The organism is Serratia grimesii, from assembly GCF_900186025.1.
Classification (GTDB): domain Bacteria; phylum Pseudomonadota; class Gammaproteobacteria; order Enterobacterales; family Enterobacteriaceae; genus Serratia; species Serratia grimesii.
On the sequence record NZ_LT883155.1, the window covers coordinates 2,702,937 to 2,716,779 of the forward strand.

Genomic DNA, 13,843 nt, shown 5'->3' on the forward strand with positions numbered 1-13,843 from the left:
TCAAGGGGGCTTACCGCCCCTTTATTCCTTAATCTTGTGCCGACTCGCCCGAACGATAAAACCTATCGCAGCCATCGTTGAGTAAAAACCCTTTCATCAACTACGATTAATCTGTGACCGGTGCAAGCATTCACCCGTCCGGAGATAACCCACAGAGGATTATCATAATTATTCATGTTGTTTGAGTCGCTTCTCTTTAACGCGACTAAGAAAGGTTAATTATGGCACGTACTACCCCCCTCGAACGCTACCGCAATATCGGCATCTCGGCGCACATTGATGCCGGCAAAACCACCACCACCGAGCGGATTCTATTTTACACCGGGGTCAGTCACAAGCTGGGCGAGGTGCACGACGGCGCAGCCACCATGGACTGGATGGCACAGGAACAGGAACGCGGTATTACCATTACCTCGGCGGCAACAACCTGCTTCTGGAACGGCATGCAGCATAATTACCCGCAACATCGTATCAATATTATCGACACCCCAGGCCATGTGGACTTTACCATTGAGGTCGAACGTTCCATGCGCGTATTGGACGGCGCGGTCATGGTGTATGACTCAGTGGGCGGCGTGCAACCGCAGTCAGAGACCGTCTGGCGCCAAGCCAATAAATACAAAGTGCCACGTCTGGCGTTCGTCAACAAAATGGACCGCGTCGGTGCTGACTTTTTCCGCGTACGTAAAATGATGATCGAGCGCCTGAAGGCGAACCCCGTTCCGATCGTCATCCCCATTGGCGCCGAAGATCACTTCACCGGCGTGGTGGATTTAGTCCGAATGAAGGCCATTTTGTGGGACGAGGCAACGCAAGGCATGAGCTTCAGCTTTGAAGAGATCCCCGCTGAACTGCGCGACATGGCCCAAGAGTGGCGAGATAAAATGATCGAGGCCGCTGCCGAAGGTTCGGAAGAACTGATGGATAAATACCTCAATCAGGTGCCGTTGAGCGAAGAAGAGATCGTTCACGGCCTGCGCCTGCGCACCGTCGCGGGCGAAATCCAGCCCATGTTGTGCGGTTCTGCATTCCGCAATAAGGGTGTGCAGCGCATGCTCGATGCGGTGATCGAACTGATGCCCTCACCGCTCGACGTTCCCCCAATGGAAGGTCATGACGAGCACGACAATATTGTTATCCGCCGGGCGTCTGACGACGAAAAATTTTCTGCGTTGGCGTTTAAACTGATGACCGACCCTTTTGTCGGTCAACTGGCCTTTGTGCGCGTCTACTCCGGCGTGCTCACCAAAGGCAGCAGTGTCTACAACCCGATCAAAAGTAAAAAAGAGCGTATTGGCCGCATTGTGCAAATGCACGCCAACGATCGCAAAGATGTCGAAGAACTGCACGCCGGTGATATCGCCGCCTGTGTGGGGCTCAAAGACGTCACGACCGGTGATACCCTGTGCGATCCTAATGCCATCATCACGCTGGAAAAAATGGTGTTTCCAGAACCGGTTATCGCACAAGCCATTGAGCCGAAAACCAAGGCCGATCAAGAGCGAATGGGGATTGCGCTGCAACGACTCTCCTCCGAGGATCCTTCTTTCCGCGTGCGCACAGATGAAGACTCCGGCCAGACCATTATTTACGGCATGGGAGAATTACACCTGGAAATCATCGTTGACCGCATGCGGCGCGAATTTGGTGTAGCAACCACCACCGGTAAACCACAGGTATCTTACCGTGAGACCCTACGTAAACGCGTGACCGACGTAGAAGGTAAATTCGTGCGTCAGTCTGGCGGTAAAGGCCAGTACGGTCACGTGGTGTTTACAGTAGAACCCAATGAACCGGGCAAAGGCTTCGAGTTTATCGATGAAATAAAAGGCGGTGTGATCCCGGGGGAATTTATTCCGGCGGTAAAAAAAGGCGTACTGGAAGCACTGAACAATGGCGTATTGGCCGGTTATCAGGTGGTGGATGTTAAAGTGCACCTGACTTTCGGCTCATACCACGACGTTGACTCTTCAGAGCAAGCTTTCCGCATGGCGGCGATCTTTGGCTTCAAAGAAGCCTGCCGTCAGGCTGACCCGGTCATCCTCGAGCCGATCATGTCGGTAGAAGTAGAAACGCCTGAGGACTACGCTGGTAGCGTGATGGGTGATCTGTCGTCTCGGCGCGGTATGGTGCAAGGTATGGAGGATCTCCCGGGCGGCGGTGGCAAGGAAATTCACGCCAAGGTGCCGCTGTCCGAGATGTTCGGCTATTCAACCACCCTGCGATCGATGTCGCAGGGCCGCGCAACCTACACGATGGAGTTCAGCCATTACGCTGAAGCCCCCCGGAATGTGGCCGAAGAGATCATCCACCACAGTAAACGTTAAGATCAGTGCCTGCCGTGGTACCACGGCAGGTGCTACTCCTTAGCAGCCAGTGACACCACCACCGGCTGTGGCTTAATCCGCATCGCGTACACCACGCCAATGATCAGGCAGGCAATGCCACCCACGGTCAACAACGGTGGCCACGCCTGACGCAGCATAAAGGTATAGGCTAGCCCTGCCAGAATTTCGAATACGATCAACGGCCCTACCAACACTGTTGGCAAACGCTGGCTCGCTTCATTCCAGCACAGTGCACCAATCCACGAGCACAGCATGCCAATAGCAATCATCAAAGGAATAAACACATCCGGTCTTGGACCAAACGGCAATGCAAATGCTGGCTGGGTCATCGCCAACTGCCCACAAACCAACAGATAGCCCACCAGCGCCAGCGGCAACGTCACCACCCCCTGCGCCGTCGCCCAGGTTGCAGGTCTTTGATTTGGGTTTTCCCGCAACCAGCGGGCATTGCGCAGCGGGAACCAGGTCCAACACGCCACTGCCACTAACGCCAGTCCCAGGCCACTGCTATAGCGCCAAACGTCGATCGGCGTCGTATTGCCTTGCAGTTCGGCAACATTAACCAGCGCCAATCCACAGGCGATCAACACCAAGGCTGGTGTCAGTTTGCGCCAGGAAAGTCGGCCATCGTGCCGGCTGTAAAACAGATTCGCAGTTACCGAAATCACCACCGGCAATGTGCCGATAATCATGGTGGAAACCGGTGCGCCAGTACGTTGTATTGCACTAGCCAGACACAGGTAATACAACAAGTTACCGATAGCGGTCAGTTTTAACGCTTCCAACCAATCGTTACGTCGTAACTTTTTTAACCGATGGCGATCCAACCACGCCAGGGGTAACGCGATTAGGCCAAAAGCCAGGTAACGCCCGGTAGACTGCAACGCCGCAGGATACTCAGGGATCAATACTGGGCCGACAAAGATCAACCCCCACATCAGCCCAGCCGATAAGGCAAATAACACGCCAACAAACATAGTGACTCCATCAACAACCGGGCGAATCAGTCTGAGCCCGTGAAAAAACCTGGGGTCAGCCTAGCCCACTGATGCGAGGAAATATTGTATCAGGTTGCTGTTTTAGCGGGTCGTAACCTGTTTTTGATAACGCACAGGTGTGACACCGTAACGATTAGCAAAGGCGCGCGTTAAATGTGCCTGATCGGTTAACCCTGTCGCTGCGGCGACCTGTGCCGCAGGCATACCGCGTCCCAGCATCTGTTTGGCCTGTGACAAACGAATTGCCATCAGCATCTGCTGGGGCGACACATGGTATTCAGCTTTGAATTTACGCAGAAAATGATAGGGACTGAGGGAGACCAACGATGCCAATTGGTCCAAGGTAATAACAGCGGAGAAGTTGTCGTGCAGGTAACTTTTGACGATCTCAAAACGGTGCGCCGGCTCCGCCTTCAATGATTTGGCTACCTGGATATGAGGGCGAAAAATAGCGATAACCTGCAATAATAGACTGTCAATCGTAAGCGGATCATGAGTTTGCCACAGTGCTGCCAGCGTGGCGGACAATTGCCGTGCCGCCTGAGGGTCCTGACGCACCGCATCGGTGAACCAAAACCCCTGCTCACCGGACAACAGCTCCAGCGTCGCCGGTTCCAAATAGAGCATGCGGTAATTCCAACCGCCAACGGTTTCCGCCTCGCCGGTATGCAGTTCATCCGGGTTCATCAACACCAGCGACCCCGGCGCTGCCAGATGTTGCGCCCCACGGTAGCGGAAACGCTCGGCACCAAAATCGACGGTCCCGATGGCAAAAGCGTCATGTGTATGTGGTTCAAAAGCATAGCGCTCAATATGCGCGTGATAAAGCTCTACGCCCGGCACCTGAGACAACTGTCGGAACTGTGCGTTATCTTTTTCGAAAGGAAATTGCTGAGGAACACCCTGCACCGTACCGCCCCGTCTGTATGCCACTTGTGGTTGTATGATAGTCAAAGTGACGCAGTTTGAGTAGTGTACCGCCCGGTACTCTGGACGCTGCGGCGCATTCAGCGTAGGGTATTTTACCCAGTGTCTGGTACCTGCAATTGAGTACCGGCCTATCGATTATCCCGCCGAAGAGTGGGAACACAGTCTTTAACCCCCTGAAAGTAAGAGGCAACAATGTATCCAGATACTCAACTCTATATTGATGGACAATGGCGCAACGCAGTTGCTGGCAAAACCACACCCGTCACTAATCCCGCTACCGATGAGGTTATTGGCAGTGTGGCACACGCCACAGCAGCCGATCTCGATCTGGCGCTGACCGCAACCGAGCGCGGCTTCAAGATTTGGCGTGAAACCTCTGCCTATCAGCGGGCAAACCTGATGCGTAAAGCCGCAGCATTATTGCGTGAACGTGCAGAGAAAATTGCCGTGATCATGAGTCAGGAACAAGGCAAGCCGGTGGCACAAGCCAAGGTTGAGATCCTTAACTCGGCGGACGTAATTGACTGGTTTGCCGGCGAGGCCAGCCGCACCTATGGCCAGATTATCCCATCTCGTAGCCAGGACGTTCAGCAGCAAACGCTGAAACTGCCGGTAGGACCGGTTGCCGCATTCACGCCGTGGAACTTCCCGATTAACCAGATTGTACGCAAACTGTCCGCCGCGCTGGCAGCCGGGTGTTCAATCATTATTAAAGGTCCGGAAGAAACCCCAGCCTCACCGGCTGAGCTGATTCGCGCCTTTGCCGATGCGGACATTCCTGCTGGCGTGATCGCGTTGGTATACGGCACCCCAGCAGAAATCTCCGAATACCTGATCCCACACCCAACCATTCGCAAGATCTCGTTCACCGGTTCCACCCGCGTGGGCAAACATCTGGCGGCGCTGGCCGGTCAGCATATGAAAAAAGCCACCATGGAGCTGGGCGGTCATGCCCCGGTGCTGATTTTTGACGATGCCGATCTCGATGCCGCCGCTAAAGAGCTGGCACTGGCCAAGTTCCGCAATGCCGGACAGGTCTGTATTGCCCCGACCCGCTTCCTGATCCAACAAGGCGTTTATGAAGCCTTTGTCGAGAAATTCACAGCAGCAGTACGCGACATCAAGCTGGGCAACGGTCAGCAAGAAGGTGTGACCATGGGGCCAATGGTGCTGCAACGCAGCGTAGATGCCATTGAAGCCTTCGTGAAAGATGCCATCTCCGAGGGGGCCAAAGCCACCACCGGCGGCAAACGTGTAACGGGTCCCGGCAATTTCTTTGAACCGACAGTGTTGCGCGATGTCCCCTTGAGTGCTCGTGCGATGTCCGAAGAGCCGTTTGGCCCGGTCGCCCTGCTGCGGTCATTTGCGACCTATGAGGAAGCTATCGCGGAGGCCAATCGCCTGCCTTACGGTTTGGCGGCCTATGCATACAGCCGCAGCATTGCGACCGTGAACGCGCTGGGACGCGATGTGGAAAGCGGCATGCTCAGCATCAATCACATTGGTTTTGGCCTGCCTGAAACACCGTTTGGCGGGGTCAAAGACTCCGGTCACGGCACCGAAGGCGGCAGCGAGGCGATCGAGTCCTATCTGGAAACCCGCTTTGTCACCGTGGCTGGCCGTTAATTAATGTAAGCGACAAAAAAATGCCCCGTTCTTACGGGGCATTTTTATCATCGGGCTTTATCGAACAGTTCTCGTGCCGCCGGGGTTAAACCCAGCATATGAATGCAGGCATGTACCATGCCCGGCAGCCGTTCACAGCGAACCGCGACCCCGTCCTCCTGCAAACGCCTGGCATAATGCTCCGCCTCATCGCGCAGCGGGTCATACTCGCAACTCAAAATGGTTGCCGGTGGCAATCGGCTTAACGTTGCTGCATGCAAGGGTTCTGCGTAAGGATCGCAATTATTGTGCTCTTCAGGCAGATACTGACTCCAGCAAAATGCCATCACTTCCCGTGTCAGGAAATAGCCTTGTGCGTAATCGGCATAGCTGGTCGTATCCATAGCCCGGCTCAGTGCCGGGTACAGCAATAACTGATGATCAATCTGCGGGCCATCCCGGTCACGGGCCAATAACGCAACGGCCGCAGCCAAGTTGCCACCCGCACTGTCACCACCAACCGCGATACGTGTGGCATCGAACCCCCACTCATCCGCCTGTTCAATCACACCGCACAACGCCTGATACACGTCATCTAACGGCCGTGGGTAGGGGTATTCCGGCGCCAGACGATAATCAACCGACAGGATCATTCGGCCAGTAGCATTGGCCAGCGCCTGGCAAGGCCGGTCATACAACGCCAGTGAGCCCAGACACCAGCCGCCACCGTGGGCGTACAACATTGCCGGTATGGACTCACCGGTGTCCACTCCCAGCGGCGTGTAAGCACGAATGGCAATATCGTGACCGTCGTTGGCAGTGACCCATCCATTTTTAATCCCCCCACTGGCTTCCGCCTCGCCTTGCAAGTGTAACAGCCCGCTTTCTGCCGCAGCACGCATCTCAGACAGAGACTCCGGTGCAGCTGCCTGCGCCGCGACGGACAAGAAGTGGGCAATCTGCGGATTAAGCGGCATCAGCGTTACCCTCCAGCAAGAAAGGTACCACCAACGCAATAAACGCCTCATGAGACTCTTCGGTAATGAAATGTCCACACCCAGCGACCGTTTCACCACGCAGGTTAGTCGCGTTATCGCGCAACGTTAAAAAAGGCGCATCAGCGGTAGCATGCTCAGCTCCTATGGTCATTACCGGCATGGTAAGTTGAGATTCTGCGCGGCGTAGATTTTGCCGAATGGTCTCCGGAATGGCGCGGTAGTAATCAAAACCGGCTCGTAAGCTACCCGGTGCCGAATAGGCTGTGATATAGGTTTCCGCCGCGACCCGATCACGGCGATAAGACCAACGATTAAAGATATAGCTGAGGTACTCTCGCTCACGGCCCAACGTCAATGCCTCCGGCAGATCCGTCAGTTGGTTGAACATGAAATGCCACAGAAAAATGTTTTGTTCCGCGGGCACAAAAATCGGCGGTGCGGGCGCCAGCCCAGGGATCACCGCCTCCGTCAATACCAGCCCCGTAACCGCCTGTGGGAAGTCACTTGCCATCGCGTAGCCGATCCACATCCCTATATCATGTCCGACCAATTGATAACGCGCATGCCCCAATTGCAACATGGTTTGGTGCAACGTGGCTGCGACGCTGCCGGTGTCATAGCCGCCACGAGGCTTGTCTGAATCCCCGATACCCGGGGGATCCACCGCGATGGCCTTAAAACCGGCCGCCGCCAGTGCCTGCATGACATAACGCCAGGTGTACCAGGTTTGTGGCCAGCCGGGAATCAACAGCACCGGTTGACCTTCGCCGAGCGTGACACAGTGAATACGGTTGCCATTTACTCGCACATAGACGTGTTCGTGTTCAGGTCCATGTTGCATGGACCCGTTATTTTGCAGTGTCATTGGTGTTCTCCGTGAAGGAATATTGTGGCTCAGCGCAGGCCAAGCAACGTATTGATTTGCTGTTGGTCAACCGGCGCACCGGCAAAATCATCGAACACCTTGTCGGTAACATTGATGATATGGTCATGTATAAAGGCCGCCCCTTCTCGCGCCCCATCCAGCGGGTGTTTCAGGCAGCATTCCCACTCCAACGTTGCCCACCCTTGGTAACCATGCTGTGTCAGTCGCGAAAATATACCCTTGAAATCCACCTGTCCGTCGCCCAACGAACGGAAACGCCCCGCGCGTTCAGTCCACGACTGATAACCACCGTAAATACCCTGTCGCCCGGTCGGGTTAAACTCCGCGTCCTTAACGTGAAACATACGAATGAAATCCTTATAAATATCTATGTAGTCCAGATAGTTAAGCTGTTGCAGCACAAAGTGGCTTGGATCGAACAGTATCTGGCAACGCGGATGACCGCCAACGCGTTGATGGAACATTTCGAAGGTCACACCGTCGTGCAGGTCTTCGCTGGGATGGATTTCATAACATAAGTTAACCCCTTGCTCATCACAGGCATTGAGCACCGGCAACCAGCGTTTGGCTAACTCATCGAAAGCCGTTTCAATCAACCCCGCCGGCCGCTGTGGGAACGGGAATAAATAGGGCCAGGCCAGTGAGCCTGAAAACGTGCCCATCTCGCTCAGCCCCAGTCGTGCAGAGGCTTTAGCCGCCAACAGCAACTGCTGGTGCGCCCACTCACCGCGTGCCTTTGGATTGCCGTGCAAAGCCGGTGGCGCAAAACTGTCACATAGCGCATCGTAGGCCGGATGTACCGCCATCAACTGACCAAAAATGTGGGTGGTCAGTTCGCTGACCTCAAGTCCGTGTTCTGCCAACATACCGACCAGATCGTCGCAATATGTCTGGCTTTCCGCGGCAGTAGCCAAATCAAACAGGCGGCTATCCCACGCAGGGATCTGTAGGGCTTTAAAACCGGTTTTTGCGGCCCAGTCGGCAATTGCCGGCAGGCTGTTAAAAGGTGCAGCATCGTCACTAAATTGTGCGAGGTGCAGGCTTGGACCTTTCAGGGTTTTCATCGTAAACTCCTATTGTTTGTCGATTAACAAACAATAGGCTCAAATGAATTCTTCAGCAAGCGAATTTTAAAAAATCGTTGGTGTTACAGTGGATTTAAGCGATCCTATTTCACTGAAAGTTCGATAAACAAGGGCAGATGAATGGCAGGCAGACCACGTGAGTTCGACCGCGAACAGGCATTAGTGAAAGCACGCGACCTCTTTTGGCGACAGGGATATGAAGGCACATCGATGTCGGATTTAGTGGCCGAGCTGGGCATTGCCTCCGCACGTATTTACAAAGCGTTTGGCTCGAAAGAGCTGTTGTTCCGTGAAGCAATCGCCTGTTACGAAAGCCATGAAGGCGGGTTTGCCGATCGTGCATTCAGTGAGGAAAGCCGTGTACATACGGCAATAAAACGCATGTTATACGACGCGGTGGCGCTCTACAGTCGTGCTGATTTGCCACAAGGCTGTATGGTGGTTTCTTCTGCGGCCAGTGTCAGCGACGAAAACGCCGATATCAAAACCTGGTTGGCAGAACACCGCCGGCTACGCACTCAGGGCATTATTGAACGCCTACAGACTGCGGTAACCGCGGGCGAACTGCCAGCCGACACCGATGTCGAAAGCCTCGGTGATTATTTTGCCGTCTTCCTGCACGGCTTGTCGGTACAAGCTCGTGATGGTGTCAGTCGGGCCAGATTAGACGCCGCGGTGAAAATTGCGCTATCGCCATTGGAAAGCAGCCGTTAATCACTCCGGCATATCAAAAATCACCAGGGTGCCGTGGCTGCCCGCCAGCACCCGGTGAGGTACACCAGCGGCTGCCTGATACAATTGGCCGGCGTTGACCGTAATAGCCTCGCCCTGCACTTCAAGCCGCAACTGCCCAGCGATCACCAACAATCCTTCATGATAATCATGAACTTCATCGGCAATTGCCTGCTGATCCATCCGTAACACTTTGATGTTGGCCGAACCGACGCGTCCCAATATGCGGGAACGCCATGCCTGCGGTAAATCGGCCGCCAACGCGGTAAGATCGAACAATGACATAAATTATTCACTCGCAAGCAGCGCCCATCGCGCTACCGCAATTTACGCCCTCACGCGCAAACAGTTAAATAACCAATACTTTTAACCTATAGCCAAGCGGCTCAAACTGGCACTCTGCGGCTGATTTCAACAACCTGATCGCTGGGCAGATAGTAATAATCGGTCACGTGCATACCATTACGCACCATCAACGCAAAAATGTTGCGCTGCCACGCCGGTAATCGGTCATTGGCTTCGCGGCGTACCACGGTTTCATGCCCCAGGTAATAGGTCGCGTCATCAAAATTCAGCCCGGTTTTCTGCGCCTCCACATGGCGTAATAAGCGGGGAATATGAGGCCGCTCCATAAAACCGTAGCTGGCGATACCACACCAGAAACCCGGCGACTGTTGTCGGATGACCAGCCGTTCAGCATTTGCCACACGGGGTTCGTTGACGATCATGATATTCAATGTCAACACGGTGGCGTGCAGCGAACCATTACGCTTAACGTGCCATTTCATCACCGGCGGTGTGCCGTTTAGCGTACGAGTAAGAAATATTGCCGTGCCCGGCACTCGAGGGATTTTTTGCTCTTCAAGGTGTGCCAGAAAATCCGTCAGCGGCACGCTCTTTTCTCCCAATGTACGAGAAGCCGCGAGCACCCCGCGATGCCAGATTAGCATCACGCCGTACACCAGGGTGGCCAACAGCAATGGGACATAACCGCCCTGCATCACCTTGCTAAGGTTGGCCAACAGGAAGCTGAGATCAACGATAAAGAAGCCGCCTGCCACCAGCAAACTGGTGACCACTCCCCATCGCCATACCTCACGCATCGCCACAAACAGCAGCCCAGTGGTCATGATCATGGTAAGTGACACAGCGATACCGTAAGCGGCAGCCAAATTATCGGACGACTTGAAGAACACCGTCAGGAACACCGTTACCGCCATCAGCAACCAGTTGATGGCACCAATATAAATTTGTCCGTAACTTTCCTCTGTGGTCTGTTTCACCTGCAAGCGTGGCAGCCAGCCAAGCTGGATCGCCTGACGGGTCATTGAAAAAGCCCCGCTGATAATAGCCTGGCTTGCGATGATGGTGGCCAAGGTCGCCAGAATAACCAGAGGGATTTGCAGTAACGGCGGACACAAGCGGAAGAAGATATTTTGAGTCACGTCAGCGCCCGACAGGATTAGTGCAGCCTGCCCGGCATAGTTCAGCAAGAGGCTGGGGAAAACAATGCCAAACCACGCGAGCCATATCGGCTTTTTGCCAAAATGCCCCATGTCGGCGTACAGCGCTTCTGCACCGGTGACGCAGAGGAAAACGCCGCCCAGCACCAGAAAACTGGTCACCCCATTAGAGAACAGGAAGTTAATGCCGTACAAAGGATTCAACGCCATCAGCACCGCAGGATGCTGGATAATCCCCCAAATGCCCAAGGCCGCGATGGAAAAAAACCACAGTGTCATAATCGGCCCAAACACCCTGCCGATAAGTGCAGTGCCCAGCGGTTGAATAGCGAACAGGCTGACCAGAATCACCACCGCTGCGGGTAAAATATAGGGCTGCGATTCGGGCAGAACAATATTTAACCCTTCCAACGCCGACAGCACCGAGATCGCCGGGGTGATCGCCCCATCGCCGTAGATCAACGCCGCACCAAACAAGCCGGCAAACAGCACCATTGGGCGGGTGCTTGTCTTACTGACCAACAGCGACATCAAGGCCATGATGCCGCCTTCGCCGCGGTTATCAATACGCATAGCGAACATCGCGTACTTTAGCGACGTGACAATCACCAGTGTCCAGAAGATCAGCGATAACAAACCGAGAATCACGGGTACGGAGGGTGCATCACCAGAGAGAAATAGCACCGTTTTGAAGGTATACAACGGGCTGGTACCAATGTCGCCAAACACCACACCCAGTGCGCCGCCTGCCAACAGAGTTAAACTCGATTTGTTGGGTTGTTCCGTGTCACTGCCGGCAGACATAACGTAATCCTCTTTGAAAATCGAACGGCCATCCAGTCTTAGTCTATGAATTATTATCGCTTCCCCCCAGCAAAGCTACTGCACGGGCCACGATAATCAGAATTGTCATCTGTCACCGGCACAGTGTGGCATGACAGCAACAGAAACGACGTCTGCTGAGTAACGGTTTAAAAATGCCGGCGGATAATGGGCTATAGTCGTTGTGCTGCCATTACTCTCAAAACTCTCCCCATTCTGGTTTAAAGAGAGGTTAGATGAACGTCAGGCTCAATACGCACGTCTCCGCCCGGCGTTTGCTGCCCAACGGGTGGGATGTTATCGCCTTCCCGATGATTATCGGCACTATCGCGATGATGGCTGTTGGCCTGCATCAAACGATGCAGCCTATCATGACGCTAAAAACCCAGGCCATCTCCCTTGATCCCGCTAATCTACCGGAATATGCCCTGCGCACCACCTTGCGCATGCTTATCGCTATGGTTGCCGCGCTGGTGTTCTCCTTGGTTTACGGCACACTGGCAGCCAAGAGCCGTCGTGCGGAAAAAGTGCTGGTACCTATTCTCGATATCCTTCAGTCGGTGCCGGTACTCGGTTACATCTCTTTTACCGTGACCTTCTTTATTGCTCTGTTTCCCGGCCGGGTGTTAGGCGTCGAACTTGCCGCCATCTTCGCGATTTTTACCAGCCAAGCCTGGAATATGACCTTCAGTTTTTATCAATCACTGCGTACCGTGCCACGTGATTTGCTGGAGGTGTCGCGCGGCTTTCATTTGAGCCCCTGGCAGCGTTTTTGGAAGCTGGATGTACCGTTCTCAATGCCGGGTCTGATTTGGAACATGATGATGTCAATGTCTGGCGGCTGGTTCTTTATTGTGGCGTCCGAAGCCATTACTGTCGGTAATAACACCTTTACGCTACCCGGTATTGGCGCCTATCTCGCTCAGGCAATATTGAGCAAGGATTTGCACGCGGTAGGTTGGGTGCTGGTCACCATGACCGTGGTGATTTTGGCTTATGACCAGTTGTTGTTCCGCCCATTGGTGGCCTGGGCAGACAAATTCCGCATGGAAACCACCCGTTCAGCCAATGCGCCAAACTCCTGGGTATTGAACCTGATGCGCCGCACACGGCTCATTCACCTGCTGCTGACACCGTTGGGTGCACTCCTGGCCAAGACTGCACGCCTGCGGCTAAATCTGCCCGCAATAAGACGCCGCCGTGTCAGCAACGCACAACGGCAAAAACGTTCACGCCTTATCGATCTTTGCTGGAACAGCCTGGTGATCCTGCTGACGATCGCCATTGCTTATCATGTGATTCTTTATGTGCAGACTGGGGTGACGCTGGCGGACGTCGGTCATGTGTTGATGCTGGGGCTCATTACGCTGCTGCGCGTCACCGTATTGATTGCGATCTCATCACTGATCTGGGTTCCGCTAGGGGTACTGATTGGTCTGCGCCCCGCGCTGGCCGGTAAAATTCAGCCTGTTGCCCAATTTCTGGCCGCCTTCCCAGCCAACCTGTTGTTCCCAGTGTTCGTCATCACCATTGTGCACTTCCACCTTAACCCGGATATTTGGCTGTCCCCGCTGATCGTGCTCGGTACCCAATGGTACATCCTGTTCAACGTGGTCGCGGGAACCAGTGCCTTTCCCAACGACTACCGCGAAGCCGCTGCCAACTTCCATATTCGTGGTTGGCAATGGTGGCGTCAGGTCATGTTGCCGGGCATTTTTCCTTATTACATCACCGGGGCCATTACCGCCTCAGGTGGCGCATGGAACGCCAGTATCGTGGCAGAATTTGTGCAATGGGGCAGCACACAGGTAACAGCACATGGGCTCGGTGCCTACATCGCACAAACCACCACCGCGGGCGACTTCCCTAAAATCATTTTGGGCATCGCCGTGATGTCGTTATTTGTCACCCTGTTCAATCGCCTGCTGTGGCGTCCGCTGTATGCCTACGCCGAATCCCGATTCCGCATCGATTAA

Annotated in this window: 11 protein-coding genes; 4 read left to right on the top strand and 7 right to left on the bottom strand. The window is 54.4% G+C overall.

Annotation, left to right across the window (positions count from 1 at the left end):
- Positions 1–221: 221 nt before the first annotated feature.
- Positions 222–2,327, top strand: a complete 2,106-nt coding sequence (fusA, locus tag SGBXF1_RS12720) for an elongation factor G (protein WP_186426936.1) — start codon at positions 222–224, stop codon at positions 2,325–2,327.
- A gap of 32 nt (positions 2,328–2,359) precedes the next feature.
- On the opposite strand, the gene SGBXF1_RS12725 is transcribed toward fusA, so the two are convergent.
- Positions 2,360–3,325, bottom strand: a complete 966-nt coding sequence (locus tag SGBXF1_RS12725; protein ID WP_186426937.1) for a DMT family transporter — start codon at positions 3,323–3,325, stop codon at positions 2,360–2,362.
- 102 nt (positions 3,326–3,427) lie between these two features.
- On the bottom strand, positions 3,428–4,255 hold the full coding sequence (locus SGBXF1_RS12730; RefSeq protein ID WP_061806314.1) for an AraC family transcriptional regulator: 828 nt from the start codon (positions 4,253–4,255) through the stop codon (positions 3,428–3,430).
- A gap of 213 nt (positions 4,256–4,468) precedes the next feature.
- Here SGBXF1_RS12730 and SGBXF1_RS12735 point away from each other — a divergent pair, with 213 nt between their 5' ends.
- Positions 4,469–5,902: an NAD-dependent succinate-semialdehyde dehydrogenase gene (locus SGBXF1_RS12735; protein ID WP_186426938.1), complete on the top strand. Its 1,434-nt coding sequence runs from the start codon at positions 4,469–4,471 to the stop codon at positions 5,900–5,902.
- A gap of 47 nt (positions 5,903–5,949) precedes the next feature.
- Here SGBXF1_RS12735 and SGBXF1_RS12740 read toward each other — a convergent pair whose 3' ends face one another.
- From SGBXF1_RS12740 to SGBXF1_RS12750, 3 genes are read right to left on the bottom strand one after another with little or no spacing between them, the layout of a single operon-like run.
- Positions 5,950–6,858, bottom strand: a complete 909-nt coding sequence (locus tag SGBXF1_RS12740; protein ID WP_061806316.1) for an alpha/beta hydrolase — start codon at positions 6,856–6,858, stop codon at positions 5,950–5,952.
- The gene (locus SGBXF1_RS12745) at positions 6,848–7,744 is read right to left on the bottom strand and encodes an alpha/beta fold hydrolase (RefSeq protein ID WP_061806317.1); all 897 of its coding nucleotides are present in this window, start codon (positions 7,742–7,744) and stop codon (positions 6,848–6,850) included. Before SGBXF1_RS12745 ends, SGBXF1_RS12740 begins: the two co-directional genes overlap by 11 nt.
- 29 nt (positions 7,745–7,773) lie before the next feature.
- Complete coding sequence (locus SGBXF1_RS12750; protein WP_037415504.1) at positions 7,774–8,829, bottom strand: sugar phosphate isomerase/epimerase family protein; 1,056 nt, start codon at positions 8,827–8,829, stop codon at positions 7,774–7,776.
- Positions 8,830–8,970: 141 nt separating this feature from the next.
- On the opposite strand from SGBXF1_RS12750, the gene SGBXF1_RS12755 reads away from it, so the two are divergent.
- A complete protein-coding gene (locus SGBXF1_RS12755) occupies positions 8,971–9,564 on the top strand; it encodes a TetR/AcrR family transcriptional regulator (RefSeq protein ID WP_037415507.1) in 594 nt (197 codons plus the stop codon).
- On the opposite strand, the gene SGBXF1_RS12760 is transcribed toward SGBXF1_RS12755, so the two are convergent.
- A complete protein-coding gene (locus SGBXF1_RS12760) occupies positions 9,565–9,867 on the bottom strand; it encodes a cupin domain-containing protein (RefSeq protein WP_186426939.1) in 303 nt (100 codons plus the stop codon).
- Between the two features lie 101 nt (positions 9,868–9,968).
- Positions 9,969–11,849: a potassium transporter Kup gene (locus SGBXF1_RS12765; protein ID WP_186426940.1), complete on the bottom strand. Its 1,881-nt coding sequence runs from the start codon at positions 11,847–11,849 to the stop codon at positions 9,969–9,971.
- A 254-nt stretch (positions 11,850–12,103) separates the two neighbouring features.
- Between SGBXF1_RS12765 and SGBXF1_RS12770 the strand changes: the two genes are divergently transcribed.
- Entirely contained in the window at positions 12,104–13,843 is a 1,740-nt protein-coding gene (locus SGBXF1_RS12770) for an ABC transporter permease (RefSeq protein WP_186426941.1), read from the top strand.

Bases quoted from the DNA above. Each gene is read 5' to 3' on its own strand.
- fusA (WP_186426936.1), top strand. From the start codon at position 222: ATGGCACGTACTACCCCCCTCGAACGCTACCGCAATATCGGCATCTCG.
- SGBXF1_RS12725 (WP_186426937.1), bottom strand. From the start codon at position 3,325: ATGTTTGTTGGCGTGTTATTTGCCTTATCGGCTGGGCTGATGTGGGGG.
- SGBXF1_RS12735 (WP_186426938.1), top strand. From the start codon at position 4,469: ATGTATCCAGATACTCAACTCTATATTGATGGACAATGGCGCAACGCA.
- SGBXF1_RS12740 (WP_061806316.1), bottom strand. From the start codon at position 6,858: ATGCCGCTTAATCCGCAGATTGCCCACTTCTTGTCCGTCGCGGCGCAG.
- SGBXF1_RS12745 (WP_061806317.1), bottom strand. From the start codon at position 7,744: ATGACACTGCAAAATAACGGGTCCATGCAACATGGACCTGAACACGAA.
- SGBXF1_RS12750 (WP_037415504.1), bottom strand. From the start codon at position 8,829: ATGAAAACCCTGAAAGGTCCAAGCCTGCACCTCGCACAATTTAGTGAC.
- SGBXF1_RS12755 (WP_037415507.1), top strand. From the start codon at position 8,971: ATGGCAGGCAGACCACGTGAGTTCGACCGCGAACAGGCATTAGTGAAA.
- SGBXF1_RS12760 (WP_186426939.1), bottom strand. From the start codon at position 9,867: ATGTCATTGTTCGATCTTACCGCGTTGGCGGCCGATTTACCGCAGGCA.
- SGBXF1_RS12765 (WP_186426940.1), bottom strand. From the start codon at position 11,849: ATGTCTGCCGGCAGTGACACGGAACAACCCAACAAATCGAGTTTAACT.
- SGBXF1_RS12770 (WP_186426941.1), top strand. From the start codon at position 12,104: ATGAACGTCAGGCTCAATACGCACGTCTCCGCCCGGCGTTTGCTGCCC.